Below are 17,145 nucleotides of genomic sequence, written 5' to 3' on the forward strand. Positions count from 1 at the left end.
GCTCCAAAAAGCCTGACAAACCAAAAGTCTGGAGGAAGTGGACATGTTTGAATTTAATTTGAAAAAAGTTGTGATGTCGGCCACCGCCGTCACTGCCCTAAGCGCCGGTGCCGCCGCCGCTCAGGAAGCTTGTACGAACTATACAGTCGCAGATGGTGATACGATGGCGACCATCGCCATCGCGGCCTATGGCTCATCAAACTATCAGCCGATCTTTAACGCCAACCGGAATGTAATCACCAACCCAGGCGCGCTTGAGCCAGGTTTGGTTCTGGCCCTGCCCTGTGAAGACGGCAGCCTGCCCAACGGTCAAAGCGCCCAAGAACTAATTGCGGCTGAAGAACAGCGCGCGGCAAGCGTCAAACGTTCGAATGTCTACGCTCCGCCAATCAAGATGGTGTCGGGCAACGGATGGGAACCATTCACCAGTGAAAAGCTGAACGGAGGTGGGATCATGACCCGCCTGGCGACAACCAGCCTTCAGCGTGCTGGCAACAACCGTGATTTTTCGGTCAGCTTTGTGGATGACTGGTCCTCACACCTAGAGACGCTCTTGCCACTGGGCGCATTCGATATCTCGATCGCCTGGACAGTGCCTGATTGTACGAACCGCACTTATGAGTGGTCCGCAGCTACTGAATCCCGGTGCAACGAATTTGTTGCTACGGTCCCGGTCTACGACATCGTTGGCGGTTTTTTCACTCTGCCGGAAAGCGAATTCGCACAGGCAACAGCCTTCGAAGACCTTGAAGGCGCAACCCTCTGCCGCATGGATGGCTGGAGCATGGTTGTGCTTGAAGAAGTCGGATTAAACTCTGAAAACCTGACTTTGGTTCATCCCAGCTCGGCCCGCGAATGCCTTGATGCCGTTTTGACTGGAACAGCGGATGTGGCAGCGTTTGAAGTTGATCTGTTCGCGGCAACGATGAACGACATGGGTCTGACTTCTGCTGACATCGTTGAAAACCCATACGTTTCTACACTGTCGTCGATGAGCTTTCTTGCGCATCGCACCAACCCCTTTGCGCGCGAGTATATTGCGATGATGAACAAAGGCCTGATCGAAATGCGCGAATCCGGCGAATGGTACGCGATCATCTCGGACACCCTGCGCGAGCAAAACGAAAAGTTGAACGCAGCTTCGAACTGATCCCTCGGTTCAGCTGATAAACTGGGGCTGGTCTTTGACTGGCCCCCTTTTTATTTGTCGGTTATCAGCTGATCCAGACGACCGGACAGCCCCTCGGGAGGGATCAGCCGCGTCAACTTTCGAAGTAAGCGCGCACCGCCAAACCGCAACCACTGGTTCTGTCGCCCCGCCCAATATGCGGCTTTGCCAATCCCCAGCTTTCTCAAGTCCTGCTGTGACACCCAAAACTCCCTGTGATCAACCGTTTCGTAAGGGTGTAAGTAAACGTGCGGAACGACTCCCGCGCTTTTTGCCTGGATGATCAAATCCCGCGCAACCGAATCAGGCGCAAGCTTCAGGTAGGTGCCTCCCAACCGTATTTGCGGACCCGAGCCTTTGTACCGCCCGGAAAACAATGGGATCAGCTGTAAGTCAGACAAGGTCATCGAATTGGAAAACTGCTGGCATTCATCCGCGGTCCCAAAGAATGATGAGCTGTCATAGTCAAAATAGCGCTCGATCAGTTTGTAGTGCTCGGACGTATTACGGTTCAGCCGGAATTTTGGGGCGCGAAACCCGTGAACGGGACTATTCGCGGCCTGTTGCAAACTGTCCTTTGCGCGCGCCAACATCTGGTCAATCGTTGCGATCGATTGCCGATCCATGCTGTCATGATAGTGGTAATGGCAGGCAATTTCATGACCTTGTTTTGCGATATGCGCCACGAGTTCCGGGGCTTTTTCGGCGACGACGCCCGTGCAGAAAAAGGTGGCCGTGCGTCCGCTTGGGCCACCATGTTCCTGAAGAAACGCAGCAATAGTCTCATAACTGCGCCAAAGCGCTTCAACCCGAAGCGGCCCTGTGTCCCAAACCCCGAGTTCTCGCTTCAGATCATGCGAGAAATCTTCGAAGTCGATGCTTAGAAACACGCGATTATGCCACGGCTTTGCTGGGGCTTTCCTCTTTCAGCGCCTCGCGAAGCACGACAAAGTCGCCGATTACCAAAGCATCAACGCCCGAGGCTGCAAAGGTCGCACAGGCATGTTCCGGAGAGTAGACGATGGGTTCCTGAATATTGAATGAGGTGTTCAACAAGACCGGCACACCCGTTTTTTCGCCGAATGTGGTCAGCAGCGCGTGATATAGCGGGTTCGCCGACTGTGAAACGGTATGCACGCGGGCTGTCTGGTCTGTATGGGTGATCGCCGGGATATCTGCGGCGCGTTCGTCGTGAACGCGAGCAACGATGTTCATATAAGGGCTGGTTTGATCAATCTCAAAAAAGTCCGAAGCGGCCTCTTCAGCGACACTGGGTGCGAAGGGGCGGAAGTGTTCGCGTTTCTTGATCTTTGCATTGATGTCGTCGCGAATACTGTCCTTTCGCGGGTCAGCGAGGAAGGATCGCGTGCCAAGCGCGCGTGGTCCAAATTCCGCTCGGCCCTGAAACCACGCAATGATCTTACCGTCTGCCAGCAGATCGGTCACCTGATCTAGCAGGTCTGACTGAGCCAGCGCAGTTTGTGACTGTGCGCAGCAGTTATCCAAGGCCGTGGCGATGGATTTGGTATCCCATTCGGCCCCTTGATACGGGCTACGGACCGAGGTCAGGTCGACTTGGTCATGGGGAACGCAGGCCAGCGCCGCGCCCACCGCGCATCCCGCATCATGCGGCGCAGGTGGGATAATGATTTCGTCGAACGTACCTTTGGAAATCAGGGTTCCATTGGCTGTCACGTTCAGCGCACAGCCCCCGGAAACGACCAACTTGCGCAGATCTGGATTTGCTTTGCGAACCGGTCCAAGAATGTGATGAAGCGCGTCCTCAAATGCCGCCTGAACCGACGCAGCAAGGTCGATATGCCGTTCATTCGGGGCGGTTCCGGGCTCACGCGCCTCTCCGAACAGCTCCTCAAGGCGAGGATGGAAAACGCCACGCAAGGCAGAATGATAGTCGCACAGCGTGGTATTCACACGGTAGCCGCCATTGTCTTCGAGCAGCAGAATTTCCTTGAGGATTGCATCGCGATAAATGGGTTTGCCGTATGGCGCTAAACCCATCATCTTGTATTCGCCTTCCAGCATCTTGAAGCCAAGAAAGCCAGTGAACGCGGAATAAAAGTGTCCCAAAGAGTTTGGCCAGCGGTGATCCGCTATACCCTCGCGTTTGCCATTGCGGACGGTGGTCACGATGGTCGAGCTTTCTTCGCCACCACCGTCATAGGAAAGTGACACAAAGCTGTCCCAATCCCGCATTGCCTCGGCATAGAGTTGATGGGTCAGGTGGTGATTGATGTAATGTAACTTGAAATCGCAGGGGCCATGTTCCGCTGTCAGAATCTTACGGACGCGGAACAGATCCATCCAGCCACTCTCCTGTGGGCCTTCAGTACCGCTGTCCGAGGAAAACAATGCGCCAATGCGCGTTGTCACACTTTTTGCCGCCGAGGGGCTTTGCAGGATCTTGCGCACAGTACCGACGCCACGACCAGCCATGCGCCATGGCTGCCAATAGACGGCAACCTCTTCGATATCTGAAAATTTCAACCCGCCGATTCGCAGAACTTCGGTGATTGCGTGATGCGGAAAAGCGCCGTCATTCTTGACCCGCGTCAACCGCTCCTCTTCGACTGCAGCAACCAATTTGCCGTCTACAAACAACGCCGCTGCGCTGTTATTCATCGTCGCTAAACCCAATATCACTGACATAACCTAAAACACCTTTGGCCTAATATACTGCCGATAACCGGCATAGAGTAACGGTGAGTGCATTGGTGGCGCAAGGTCGTAGGTCACTAAAGCAGGCTAAAAATTTGTCACATTAGATCTGAACGGTCCGATCGATTGAAAAACAAATACAAATACCAGCTTTGACAACTAGTTGGTGGCCAAATACATGGGCCGAACTGGCGCTAATTTGCGAACAATCGTACAGATGTCGCGAATCCGTCCACAAAAACAGTGGTTGCATTTGGCCTATAGCGAATGCAGCAAAAGAGTGTTTACAAGACCCCTGCCCCATCTGTTAGGTTGATGGCGATAAATTTGGCATTTGGTTCGGTTTAAGATTTTCAGGTTTGCATATGTTCCCATATCGCCAAAGATTGGTCTCGCTAGAGCATGCGGGATATTGGCATGAATGTTGCAAAGACAGTTCTTCAGGAAGGGCTTGGGCCCTGATTGTGCTGCAAGCGGTGGCATGACTTGGTGACTCTGAAACCGACAGTTTGGTGAGGTGTTTGGGATGAAGATTCTGTCTTTTAAATCAGGCCACGACGGCACCGTTGCGGGCGTCAACAGCGCAGATGACAGCCTGTTGTTTTCCTATGAGGCCGAAAAGAACAGCTTCCCCCGATATACACCGGTAACGCCGGACACGTTTATTGATGCCGGCCTTTGGTTCAAAGACTTGCCAGACGTCCTTGCGCTAAGTGGCTGGTCGAGAAATGGCATTGATCACGTGACGACATCAGGAGCTGGATATTTCGGCATTGGTGCCGGGTCAGAAACGGTCGGCAAGCGCACATTTTTTGGCAAAACGGTGGACTACTATACTTCGACCCATGAGCGTGCCCATATTTGGTGCAGTTACGCCCTGTCGCCATTTGCGCAAGGAGAGCCCTGTTACGTGCTGCTTTGGGAGGGTGTACTTGGCGACTTTTATGAAATCGACCGCGACCTGAACATTCACCATCTTGGTCGGGTTATGACTTCTCCGGGCACGCGCTTTGCGTTTCTTTATGCTTTGGCTGATCCGGATTTCCCAATCTCAGGTGGTGAGTTACGGCCAGCAGATCCAGGCCGTTTGATGGCTGCCTGCGCTTTCGGCGAAGGTGGTCCAGCGGAGGAAGAAGAACAGGTGTTGATAGACCAAATTCTGTCGATAGACACAACGACCGACCCGTTGCGCAAAAGCTCGTTTGTCAATTCGCCGTATTTCAACATCGGAACCGACAGCCAGAGGTTGAAGAACCTGGCCACCAAACTGTCAGACGCTATTTTCAAGCAGTTCCAAGATTTCGCGGAAACACATCTGCAAAAGGGGTATCCCCTGATCATCGCCGGTGGTTGTGGGTTGAATGGAAACTGGAACGCCAAGTGGGAGAAAAGCGGCCTGTTTCGGGAAGTGTTTGTCCCACCAACCACTGGAGATTCCGGTTGCGCGATTGGTACCGCTGTCGATGCCATGCGGCATTTCACCGGGCGCGCCAAGTTGAATTGGTCCGTCTATTCGGGCCAATCCTTCTGTGACGACAAGGCCGATCTGGAAGGGCTTACAGCGACCGAACTAAACCTAAAGCACGTAGCCCAGGCTTTGTACGACGGAAAAATCATCGGGTGGACCCGCGGAAACTGTGAGATTGGACCCCGCGCCCTTGGCAACCGCTCGATATTGGCTGCACCGTTCAATGCGGAAACGCGGGCGCGGTTGAACCGGATCAAAGGGCGCGCGGAAAACAGCCCTGTTGCACCATCATGTTTGGAAGAAGATGCGCATCTGCATTTCGACTTGGAAGGGTCATCGCCCTATATGCTGAGCTTCCACCAGGTCATCGATCCTAGCCTCGCGGCGGTCACACATGTGGACGGCTCCGCCCGCGTTCAAACTGTGCGACGCGATCAGAACGCCTTTTTCTATGACCTTCTGGCCGAGTTTAAAGCAATCTCGGGTGTCGGCGTATTGTGTAACACTTCACTGAACTTCAAAAACTCAGGCTTTATAAACTCAACAAGTGATTTGGCTCACTACGCCCAGCAAGTAGGATTGGACGGGTTTGTGGCGGGAAATACATTCTACGAGATTGGTAAAATTTAAAGCCAAACAGCTTTGTTGTTTGAGGCGCCCAGACAAAAAAGAGTATCATGAAAAGTGTAACGCGTTATTTGTTGACGAGTATTGAAGGAGGTCGGTCGTGAATACCGTCCGTTCGAACAGACTGGCCCGACCGGATGTACTTTGGTGCGGCTGCATCGCAGCGGTCTCCATACTCATGTTTGTCGCAGCGACCCCGTGGGGCATCGGTATCCGTCCGGATTCCGCATTTTACCTGAGTTTCCCATACTTTTTGCAGGGCAATTCCCCGGGATATGTCTGGGCGATCGATATTGTTTCTGCGTTTGGTCTGGACAGCATCGCCGCCGCAACAATTTTGAACGTTGCATTTTTAATCCTGACCGCCCTCACAGTATATGGTCTTGTGCGTGGGTTTGGTGCAACTCGCCTCATCGCCGTTTTGTCGGCGGTTCTGGTTTTAACATCGCCGCTAGTGTTTGAACTGCATGTCACTGTTCTGTCCGAGGCGATGTTCATTTTTCTTCTCGTTGCCGCGTTGACCTTACTTAGTGTCTACGCGGGAACAGGATCGGTTCGTTTCTTGCTTTTCGCGGGACTTGTCTCGGTCTTGGTCTTCCTAACACGCTTTAATGGCGCACCAGTTTGGGTTGTGGGGGTCTTGACGGCGTTTTTTCTCGGCCCAGGAAATACGAAAACCCGCGTATTGCACGCGCTCGCCTTTGTTGCCGTTGTCGCTGCTCCACTGCTTCTGTGGTCTGTGATCGAAGCCAGAACTGGTGGTACAGGGCTGGGGCGTGAATTTGGATTCCTTGGCAACGCAACCATTGGCATTTTGATGCAAGGCGCAAATTCGATCTGGGTTTCCTTTTTCCCCAGCGTAGTGCCCGGGTTTGTGAAAGCCGCAGCCGCGCTTGCTTTGATTGGCCTTCTGGCAGCCGTTGTCTGGTATGGGGCTGAACGACACGTATTTGCAATGGATGTTTCGCAGCCCAACGCAAGACTTGTTGCTTTCCCTCTGATATCAGCGGTCTACATTTTTGGCCATTTCGCGTTGTTGTTGCTGTCGATCTTGATCGAGCCGAACCTGCCGCTTAAGCCCTCATACTTTGCGCCGGTGTATGTGTTGATCGTCGTGATTGGCGCACAATACAGTGTGATGTTGCGCGAGGACGGAAAGACGCGCGCGCAGGCTCTGCTTGGAACCGGGTTGCTGGTTTTTGGAGCGCTGGTTCTGGCGTCGAACGTTGTCAGAACCGGCACGTTGATTTCCAACTTCCGCAGCGAAGGCATATTCTTCTCAGGCCCTCAATGGTTTCAGTCACCTTTGGTGTCTGAGATCAACAATTTGGAGCCCGACGTATTTGTCTACACCAATGCACCCGACGTCGTGCACCTACTGACGGGCAAAGGGACGACATGGTTGCCAATGAAGTTTGATCGCCGCACCGGTAAAGAACACCCCAGACGCCCCTACAACAAAACCTTAACAGAGATGCGTGAAGGTCTTGCGCAAGGCAAAGCTGTAGTCGCTTACTTCGACGAGGTGACCTGGCGGTTTTATCTGCCCACACAACAAGAACTGACCGAAGAACTGAACCTGAAACAGGTTGTTCAGACAACAGATGGCACTCTTTTACGCTCCAACATGAATTAACTGCGTGCTCGCGGGCTTGTCCTCAAGTTACAATCGCCTTGAATGAAGGACTTGAGGACATGCTATGCTCATGAGCCAGAGCACAGTCGATTTCAAAGGTAACGCGTCGGCGTTGCCAGACCTGCAAGGGTTGGAAATCGCTGTTATTCTGCCTTGCTACAACGAGGCTGTTGCAATCGGAGAAACGGTTGCTCAGTTTCGCCAGGCATTGCCGAATGCCACTATCTACGTCTTCGACAACAACTCGACCGATGACACGATCCGTGTCGCACAGCAAGCCGGGGCGACGGTGCGCACCGAAGCGTTGCAAGGCAAGGGTAACGTTGTACGCCGGATGTTCGCGGATGTCGACGCGGATGTTTACGTCATGGCGGACGGCGATGCGACGTATGACAGTGCCGCCGCGCCTGAGTTGGTGCAACTGCTTGTTTCTCAGAATTTAGACATGGTGAGCGGCGCACGCGTGAACAAAGAAAGCGAAGCATATCGTCGAGGCCATAAATTTGGCAATGCCTTGTTCAGCGGGTTGGTGAAGCTCTTTTTCAGCAACAAAATCAACGACCTTCTGTCCGGCTACCGTGTTTTCAGCCGGCGCTTTGTCAAGAGTTTTCCAGCATTGTCGAACGGGTTTGAAATAGAAACCGAGTTGACGGTTCACGCGATGCAAATGCGTATGCCGATCGGAGAGGTAGAGACCAACTACTTCTCTCGCCTGCCGGACTCTAGCTCCAAGCTTTCGACATTCAGAGATGGGTGGCGCATCCTCAAGATGATCAGCTTTTTGATCAAAGAAGAAAAGCCAATGACCTTCTTTCTGTCGTTGGCATACATCTTCTTTCTGCCCTCATTGTGGGTTTTTCTTTCGGTTTTGGTCGAGTATCTGGAAACCGGTCTGGTGAACCGGATACCGTCATTGCTGGTTGCTGTTTCGGGATTTGTCGCGTCCATGCTGTCGGTTGTATGCGCTTTGATCCTGGACTCGTTGGCACGGGGCCGCCGTGAAATCCGGCGCTTATCCTATCTGCAGTTTCCAGGTACGGCGAATACGCCCAAATCCTAGTCTGTACGCATTGACAGTCAGTTTAGCAGCTGGTCATAGATCCTGCAGACACCATCGATATGGATCGCCATACCAAAATTCTCGCGGGCGTGGCGCTGCCCGGCGTTGATAATCTTGGCCCGGATATCCGCATCTTGGTGCAAACGCATGACAGGTTCCACAAAACCTTCGGCATCAAACGGATCGACTAAAAAGCCGTTTTCGCCATCAACAATCGCTTCGATATTGCCGCCATGTCGTGTCGCAACAACTGGTGTGCCCAGATACATGGTTTCGATCAGGGTGCGCCCGAACGGTTCATCCAGTGCGGTCACCAGATTTGCATCCATCGCTGCCATATAGCCATCAATCGGTTGGCGGAATCCCATCATATGAATTTGTTTGTCCATCCACGCCTCGGCGGCCAAGTCCGTGCATACTTGGTCCAAGGCATTTCCACGATCGACAACGCTACCGAAAAGGAAGCCGTGGACAGGAACGTCTGGCATGCGCTTTTGGATCGCAGCTACAGCCTTTACAAAATGATCCGGGCGCTTGCGGGGTACGAAGTTTCCAAAATACCCCAGCAGCAAGGCATCATCCGGCAACCCCATTTCTTCGAGTACCTCTTTTCGAGCCGCCGCGGGGTCCGGTGGATTGGGGCTAAAGTCAAACGGGCTGCGGATAACGGTGAACTTCTTGTCCACCGACCGTACAGGCTTGCTGGGTTTGGAGAAATGAGAGACGCTGATGATGTGGTCCGACAAGACCGGGGCCAGTTTGTTGATCCCAAAGGCTGTGGGGTCCTGTCGATGATGCCAGATATGCTTGCGCCCTGACAGTTTCGTCGGTAAAGCCCAATTCGAATGCATCCGCCCTTCGTTGGTGTGCACGATGTCCGGCTTGATCCGGTTCAGGACCGAAATGAACTGCGGTACACTTGACAGCAGGTACTTCGCCGGCCCGCAATCTCCGTCATAGCTGATTTGCCCCGGTGACATTAGGGCGGGTTTCTCCAACACCTCATAGTCTAACCCGAGAGACCGCGCGTATTCACCGGCCAGCCCGTCCTTGTAGTGAACCAGAATGTAGGGTTCATACTTTGATCTGTCTAAACCAGCGGCCAGTTTCATGGCCGAGACATGGCTTCCGCCGATTACGGTGTCTCCCTCGAAAGGGAAAAGGATACGTTTGGTCATTATTCTTCTCGTTAATCGTAAGTCACTGGTAAATTTCGAGCTTTATGTCGCGATACTATGGGTGTGTTATAGACCTCTATCTCGGAGCAGGATAGGACCGGATCGCCAAAATGCAGCCAGTCGTCCAGACGATGTTAAATATGACATGGGCAAAGGCGACGCCTTCAATTCCCAGAACAAATAAAAGCGGTATGAAAGAAAGCGCAAAAACACCTGTCGCCATCATGGTTGTGCGCACCAGTGCCCGATCCAACCCCATGCTCAACAGCGCCGGGTTCAGTGCCAAGCCGCCCAGGTAGATCACCGCCGCAAACATCAAAATTGTCATAACAGGCGCGGCGCCCTGAAACTCGGCACCAAACAACAAGACGGCCAGATCAGACATCTTCCATGCCAGAGGGATCGAGATGGCCAAAGATACCCCAAACATCAGCATCGAGATGTAGCGAACCAGCTTCCAGAAGCGATCATGCTTCTGAGCTGACCAAAGCCGCGTCATTTCGGGGTAAAGGACCTGTCGGATGGGGCCGCCAATGCGCACGATGTTGGTCATTATCCGTTTGCCAACCTGGTAAAAACCCACCGATGTCACGTCGAGCAGCGCACCCACAACCAAAACGTCCAACCGTTGTGTCGATTGCCTGAGGACTACGTTGAAGTTCGAGTTCCACAAGAACCGCAGAAATCCGGGATTTTGCTTCAGGGCGGTGCTTAGCTTTAAGGACATAAAGGCGCGCACGCCCCGTCGTTGCAGTTCCCGTAAGGCGATGAAAAAGGCCACGAGGCCAGTTAGGATCTGATGCATCAGCATTAAAGCCAGAAACGCCCAAAGGCCGAGATCCAGCAGGAATACGATGATTGTTCCAACAAGGCGCAGCCCGGCCACGACCATATCCGAGATCGCCAACAAATCGAATCTGTCATGAATTCTAAGCACCGCGATGCCGGTTGGGCGCAGAGAGAAAATCAGCCCAATCGCGACCAAGGCGATATAAGACGCTCCGATATCCTCGGGCAGTCCAATCATCGGGGCCACAGTTGGCGCTAGCAATATCGCAACTGTTCCCGCCAAAATGCCGCCAATGATGTCGATGACGATCGACAGTTTGATCAGGTGACCAAAACGATGGGTATCATCCTCGGTCAGGGCATCACTGCCGTATTTGATCACCGCCTGCCAAGGCTCCAATCGGCACAGCCGGTCCAACACCTGCACATAGGCATCTACTAACGCCAAAATTCCCACCGCAGCAGGACCCACCGCACGCGCGGTGATGATCAGGGTCGCCAGGCCAAACACTGCGATCAGTATCTGGGACAAGAACAGCCATGACATGTTCTTGGCAAGCCGCCCAATCAGAGATCTGGCATCAAACTGGGTCATAGTTCTTGGCTGCGGTAATTCCGGGCGTTGACCCGGGCACCCAAAGACAACATGGTGCAAAAAAACTTTGGTACTCGTCTCAGGTCAAATACCTTTCATAACTCGTCAAACTCTAATTTTTGGCGATTCTATCCGCCCCTACTTCTATCATTTTGTTTTTTACGCTTGTATCGTTTTACGAAAGCGCAGTTTGATAGGGAAATCCAGTCCTGTTTTGGGAAACCGGTTTTGAACATGCGAAATTGTAGTTGGGGCCCTTCCAAAACAGGGTGGAAGAACGCGGTAGCTTATCCCACTAGGGTGCGGGTACTAGGTGGTCGATCGAGTTTGGGTATTAATTAACGCTATATGGAACAAGCAAAAGTTCTCCTCCACATTGGGTACCACAAGACCGCTACATCCGCGTTGCAGAAACAGTTGTTCTCAACGTCTGATGGTCCGTTTGCAAGCCCGCCAGAGGAACGAAAATTCGTCCTTTCAAACAGATTCGTGTTGCCGCAGCCGCTGACCTTTGATTCATCTGCAGTTCGTGAACAATACGCGGATTTTCTTGACGCTTCGCACAAATCGGAAAAAATCTCGGTCTTCTCGCACGAGCGGTTCTCGGGCTACCCAGCTTCGGGTGGATTCGACAGCCCGTTGATCGCGCAACGCCTGAAGCAAACCTTCCCCGAAGCCCATGTCCTCATCGTCTTCCGGGAACAGCTGTCCAGTATTCTGTCTATGTACAGCCAGTACATTACGGACGGCGGTCACAAGTCTTTCAAAGGTTACATCGCACAGATCGAACCCATGATGCGCCGGGTCCCGATGTTTACCCCTGACTTTTATAGATATGATAGGCTTTTCCGATACTACCAAAACCTATTTGGCGCTGATCGCGTACACGGTCTCACCTACGAGCAGTTCGTTCGAGATTCAGATGCATTTGTGTCCAGCTTGTGCAGCTCGTTAGGTGTCGCAGCGCCGAAACGGAAGTTCGTTAAGACAAACACGAAACGCTCGCAAAGTTTTCAGCTGTTGCAACGCGGGGTGAACCGCGTTTTCAGTAACAATCAGCTCAGTACCGGGGCAGTGATCCCTTTTCCTTACGCCACACGACGGTTTGGAAAGTTGAGCGGGCCATTAAGTCGCGTTTTCCCGGACGCACTGGATCAGGCATTGGAAACCCGTATGGCAAGGCATGCTGCGGCGCAGTTCGAAGGGGCCTTTGCGGAGTCCAATGCGATCCTCAAAGACCTTACGGGTCTGCCACTTGAAGACTACGGCTACCAATTGCCAGACAGTATGCGCTGAGACCCAGTCGTCTCTTCAAAACGGTACCCCAAAAAGGCAAATGACCAGCACCCCAAATGCTGGTCATTTCTTCCGAGTGAGTGATAGTGCCCTAAGGCTTCACCGGTATTTATCTGTGGTTGAACCCAACTTATCAAAGCATCTGCATGACGGGTATTAGGGGAATCCCGTAGGTTTTATAGTTTTTTGCCAAAATACTGAAAAACAGAGATTATTTCATACGAGCTGGGCAACGCTCTGTACCCGGCACACCTCACTACAAGTGGTAAAAATCTGAAGATATGTCAGCTGATCTTAGTTGGCGCCAGCTGCTCTTGCTGCCGCAGCAGCCCCATTTTCCTAAGCAGAATTGTGTTGACGCGCCGCACATCAAATACAGCTTCTGCGCGTATGCGCGCGGCTTGCCCCATCTGCGAAACCAAATCGGGTTGGTCCAAAAATTTTGCCATTGCTTTGCTCAACGCTTGCGGGTTGCGCATCGGTACGACGAAACCCGTTTCGCCTTCGATGACCGGGTCAGAGCACCCCGGCGCGTCCGTGGTTACGACAGCGCGTCCGGTCGACATCGCCTCAAGGATTGTCCGCGGTATTCCTTCTCGATAGGCCGAGGGCAAAACAAAGACCGAGCAGTCTTTCAAATAGGGGCGAACATCTGTTGTCTCGCCCAGATATTCAACGACACCTTCACGCGTCCAGGTGTCTATCTCACGCTGACCGACCGAGTCTGGATTGGCATCCATCGGCCCCAACAGCTGAAACCGGACCTGAGGGCGTTTGCGCTTTAGCAGACGCGCTGCTTCGACAAAGTCAAAAACACCCTTCTCTTTTAGAAGTCTGGAGATCATCAAGAACACAGGTGGCCCTTCGGGTGGGCTTGCATGCGCGTATTTCGTCAGGTTCACCCCAGACCCCGGCACGATGCTCAACTCTGTGCCTGCACTGACCATCCCACGGGCCTGAAACTCTTCTTCATCGGCTTTGTTGTAGACCAGCAGTTCGTCAACACCCCTCAGTGAAAACCGGTACAGGTTAGATGAAAGTACGCGGACCAGCCGTCGTTTCAGGCTGGTATTCTGGGCATTGAACACATAGCCCAAGCCTGTGCACATCGCATATTTTCGCGGCACACGCGCCAGTCGTGCGGCCAGGCATCCATAGATGATTGGCTTCATTGTGTAGGCAAAAACAGTATCCGGCTCAAAGTCTTGGAATATGCGCTTTAACGCGCGCACCGTTCCAATGTCTTCGATTGGGTTCATACCAGTGCGGGACATTGGAAATTCTACAAACTTGACGCCGATGTCTCGAAGCGCGGCCTCGCTGGGCGCGTGGCGTTCCGGACCACAGGCAATTACCTCGGCCCGCATCGACATTTCACGCAACAGATCATAGCGGAAATTGACCAGCGAAGATGTCAGATTGGCAACAACTGCAATCTTGCGAACAGGTTTAGTTTGTCCGGTTTTTCGGGGTTCAAGTGATTGCAATACAACACACTCCAGTCACTTGCTATCCAATCCACGCGGTCGAAAATCAATCAACATCTTAAACAAAATACGCCCGAAATTGTGCTGGCTGATGACCAATGTCAACACGTCACTGAGCCCGTCTCAAAGGCCGCCCAACCAAGGGAAGCTTGATTTCCCGCCCAGTCAGACAAACTGACAAGCCCAGCATCCACGGCACCAGCCAGAACCGGGCGTAGAAATGGGGCGATGTATTCAGAACCATCATCAGCATCATCAGAATTGTAACAGCCAGTGCTGTGTCTTTCGCCCCACCCATCATCATCTTGTAGCGCCAGATCACGTAGATTCCGGAAGCAAACAATCCAGCCAAACCCACAAGAGAAACGGCGCCGCCTTCTGTCAAAGTCAGTAAATAAGCATTGTGCACAGGTGCGCCGATTGCACTTTTTTCTTCGTATTGGTCGATGCCATATCCCAACCAAAGCGTTTCATTTCCGAACTTCATGGATTCCTGTACCAGAAACAACCTGTCATCAATGGTCCCGGACTCACTGATGTCGGCGTTACGAACCGCCGAAAACACGCGCTCCTGAAACACTTCGGGCAGGAAAAACTCACCAAACAGCACAGCCGCGATGAAGAAGAGGACGACACCGATTGTCAGACCAACGGTTGCTTTCACCGATCCGGTCAGCAAAACAAAAAGCGTGACGCCTACGATACACAAATAGAAAGCTGTATTTGATCCTGTCAGTAGCACCCCATAAGTCACTGGTAAGAAAAGTAAGATTGCACCCAGAGTTGTCACGCGATGTACACCCCGCAACCACACAAGAAACACCAGTGATAGTGCTGCCAGAACCCCTGATTCATTTTCCTTCTCGAACAAGCCGCTGAGACGCCCATTTCCGCTTACAAAATCGTTTCGACCAGGGACGAAGTTGACGTAGTAAGCGCCATGGACCATCGCCAGCGCAATAGAAAGGACAAAAAGGAAAATCAGCGTCTCTGTTTCTTTCCGTGAGCGTCTCAGGATGATCCAGGGCAGAAGCACAAAGGAAAAACAGTACTGCATAAGCCCCAACGCACCCGCCATCGCATCACCATTGATGATCGATGCCGCGGCAAAGCCCGCCAGAAAAGTCAGTACTGATGCGAACCAGAGGGTTGAGGCCGATCCCAGCGGGCGAAGCGGCAGGCGTCCTTTGAACAAAACCACGAAAAAGGCCAGGAGAATGAAGAAATCTCCAAGTGTAAAAAACACGAACCCCGGTCGAAAATAGTTCAGCGGCGAGAAAAAGACCGCGATCGCAACCAGTACAAATTCAATTCGTGTTTCCGGCTTTGTGTGCGTTCGGATGACGTGTTCGTTGACAGATTTAAACATGATCCGACCGTGCCTATCCGAAATTCACAAGCTTTGTCGGCTCTAGATTCAATTGCCTTAGCTTTTCCAATGAGCGGACAATTTCCTCGACACCGGACGACTGGTCACGGGTGATAAACACCACGTTGTCCGTAAAGGAGAGCAACCGGCCAAGTACTGCGTTTTCGGTGATGGGAGGAACGAGAATAACTATTTGGTCATACAAATCGCTCAACGCCGCTGTCCCGGACCACATGTTGTGTGAATCGAACAGATCGACAGGCACCTGATCATCAACCGAGGGTCTCACGTATTTGACCTTGTCTGCGATTTCGACTGTTTCTTGTGTCATCAACAATGCGTTGCCCAACAACAGCGGCAAGCCGTATTGGGACCTAGCGCGAGGCAACAGGTCCGCGACCGAGGGGTCATCCGTCGGATCGATATCTATGAGCAAGACACGCAAGCCGTCCTTGGCCGCGGAAACAGACAGGCACAGAGTGACAAAGGCGGATTGGTCGGTTTGTGAGGACGAGGTAATCACCATCCGTGCCGAGCCGTCCTGCGACAACCGATCCATCAGAACCGACAAAACATGCCGGGCGCCTTCGGCCCGAGGGTCGGGTGGCATGCGTTGATCGAACAATGCGATCAGTTCGGAAATGCTGTGGCGCGCCGCGCGGGGAAACTGAGGAAAGGCCAATGCCCCTTGCAGCCCAAGCGCAGGGTGAACGGACCGGCGGACGAACAGCCGCTTGTTCAGCATTTCCCGCAGAAGGATGCAAATGAACGCAATGACCAGCGCGCTGGCAAAGCTGCCGGCCAGAACCGTATTTCGGTTTGGAAGCGCAGGTTCAAGCGGCGGCTGCGCGACTGAAATCTGACGCGCCAAAGGTTCCATCAATCCGGCATGAACCGCCAGATCACGGTTGCGTTGAAACAGAATCTGGCGTCGGGCCAATAGATCTTCAAGCCGTTGTTCCAACGTTATACGCTCTTGCGCCGCTTTCGAACGTTGCTCAAGCTGCGCTTGCACGCGTTCCGCGCGCTGTTCAAGCTGCTCGATCTCGGATTGGGGTGCATCGCTTTCAGATAAGAACCGCAATCGGACCAAAACATTTCGAAGCTCGGCAGACAGGGCGGTGCCTTCAACGTCGTCATCCAATTGATTGGAGAGGATGAGGTTGGACAACTCAGTTTCGATGCCGGAAATTTCTTCCTCTAACTCGCCCATTCGATCAACAAGCAAGTCGATTTTCTCATGCGCGCTGCTTTGCTGAATCTCGAGCGTCAGATCAATGTAAGTCCGCGCGATCTCGTTGGCGATATGGGCGGCTCGGGTTGGGTTCGTGTCGTGAACCTGAATCCCGATCCCCAGCGTGTTTCGGTAAGGTGAAACGACATAGCTTTCCAGCAGTTTAGACGTTGTTTCTGTCAGGTTTTCAATGGGCGAATATGCGTCAGCAAGGCCGCGCATCAAAAGCGGATTATAGGTTGGGTCTTCATCAAGCCCCAATCGCTTGACGACTTTCTCAGCAAAGTCCCGGGAGCGGATAATTTCCACCTCGGTCTGCATTTCCGACAGCGCGACCTCGAGGTTCGCGATCGGCCTAAGGTCCGCCCGGATCGTGACCCTGCGGTCATCCAGAACAATGACGGATCCGGTGACGTATAGTCTGTCCTTGAACATGACGACCAAAACAGCAACCAACATGATCGCCGCAAACACCGACAGAAACAGGACCAGATTGCGTCGCACGATTGCACGAACGCCGACCAGACCAAGACGTTCGACCTGATCCTCATCCAGCTGCATT

General features: G+C 52.8%; 12 protein-coding genes. 5 read left to right on the forward strand and 7 right to left on the reverse strand.

Going from position 1 to position 17,145, the window contains the following annotated elements; translation table 11 throughout:
• Positions 1-43 precede the first annotated feature (43 nt).
• Positions 44-1,150, forward strand: coding sequence for a transporter substrate-binding domain-containing protein (locus Q1B21_RS13715; protein WP_299890139.1), 1,107 nt, complete (start codon positions 44-46; stop codon positions 1,148-1,150).
• Positions 1,151-1,200: 50 nt separating this feature from the next.
• Here Q1B21_RS13715 and Q1B21_RS13720 read toward each other — a convergent pair whose 3' ends face one another.
• Positions 1,201-2,058 (reverse strand): polysaccharide deacetylase family protein, encoded by an 858-nt coding sequence (locus tag Q1B21_RS13720; protein ID WP_299890141.1) that lies wholly within the window; start codon positions 2,056-2,058, stop codon positions 1,201-1,203.
• A gap of 4 nt (positions 2,059-2,062) precedes the next feature.
• The gene (locus Q1B21_RS13725) at positions 2,063-3,835 is read right to left on the reverse strand and encodes a carbamoyltransferase C-terminal domain-containing protein (RefSeq protein ID WP_299080161.1); all 1,773 of its coding nucleotides are present in this window, start codon (positions 3,833-3,835) and stop codon (positions 2,063-2,065) included.
• 535 nt (positions 3,836-4,370) lie between these two features.
• Between Q1B21_RS13725 and Q1B21_RS13730 the strand changes: the two genes are divergently transcribed.
• From Q1B21_RS13730 to Q1B21_RS13740, 3 genes are all read left to right on the forward strand, one after another.
• The gene (locus tag Q1B21_RS13730; protein WP_299890144.1) at positions 4,371-5,942 is read left to right on the forward strand and encodes a carbamoyltransferase C-terminal domain-containing protein; all 1,572 of its coding nucleotides are present in this window, start codon (positions 4,371-4,373) and stop codon (positions 5,940-5,942) included.
• A gap of 97 nt (positions 5,943-6,039) precedes the next feature.
• The gene (locus Q1B21_RS13735) at positions 6,040-7,575 is read left to right on the forward strand and encodes a glycosyltransferase family 39 protein (protein WP_299890146.1); all 1,536 of its coding nucleotides are present in this window, start codon (positions 6,040-6,042) and stop codon (positions 7,573-7,575) included.
• Between the two features lie 70 nt (positions 7,576-7,645).
• Entirely contained in the window at positions 7,646-8,635 is a 990-nt protein-coding gene (locus Q1B21_RS13740) for a glycosyltransferase family 2 protein (RefSeq protein WP_299890148.1), read from the forward strand.
• A 17-nt stretch (positions 8,636-8,652) separates the two neighbouring features.
• On the opposite strand, the gene Q1B21_RS13745 is transcribed toward Q1B21_RS13740, so the two are convergent.
• Positions 8,653-9,813: a glycosyltransferase family 4 protein gene (locus tag Q1B21_RS13745; protein ID WP_299890150.1), complete on the reverse strand. Its 1,161-nt coding sequence runs from the start codon at positions 9,811-9,813 to the stop codon at positions 8,653-8,655.
• Between the two features lie 76 nt (positions 9,814-9,889).
• Entirely contained in the window at positions 9,890-11,197 is a 1,308-nt protein-coding gene (locus tag Q1B21_RS13750; protein ID WP_298935018.1) for an oligosaccharide flippase family protein, read from the reverse strand.
• 348 nt (positions 11,198-11,545) lie between these two features.
• Between Q1B21_RS13750 and Q1B21_RS13755 the strand changes: the two genes are divergently transcribed.
• Complete coding sequence (locus tag Q1B21_RS13755) at positions 11,546-12,493, forward strand: sulfotransferase (RefSeq protein ID WP_366525409.1); 948 nt, start codon at positions 11,546-11,548, stop codon at positions 12,491-12,493.
• A 284-nt stretch (positions 12,494-12,777) separates the two neighbouring features.
• Here the strand turns inward: Q1B21_RS13755 and Q1B21_RS13760 are convergent, their stop codons facing one another.
• The 3 genes from Q1B21_RS13760 to Q1B21_RS13770 form a co-directional block, all read right to left on the reverse strand.
• Positions 12,778-13,980, reverse strand: coding sequence for a glycosyltransferase family 4 protein (locus tag Q1B21_RS13760; RefSeq protein ID WP_299890155.1), 1,203 nt, complete (start codon positions 13,978-13,980; stop codon positions 12,778-12,780).
• Between the two features lie 109 nt (positions 13,981-14,089).
• Positions 14,090-15,349 carry an O-antigen ligase gene (locus Q1B21_RS13765; protein ID WP_299890157.1) on the reverse strand — a complete coding sequence of 420 codons (1,260 nt, stop codon included), beginning with the start codon at positions 15,347-15,349 and terminating at the stop codon, positions 14,090-14,092.
• A gap of 13 nt (positions 15,350-15,362) precedes the next feature.
• The gene (locus Q1B21_RS13770) at positions 15,363-17,144 is read right to left on the reverse strand and encodes a hypothetical protein (RefSeq protein WP_299890159.1); all 1,782 of its coding nucleotides are present in this window, start codon (positions 17,142-17,144) and stop codon (positions 15,363-15,365) included.
• Position 17,145 lies beyond the last annotated feature (1 nt).

This window comes from uncultured Ruegeria sp. (genome assembly GCF_947504215.1).
Classification (GTDB): domain Bacteria; phylum Pseudomonadota; class Alphaproteobacteria; order Rhodobacterales; family Rhodobacteraceae; genus Ruegeria.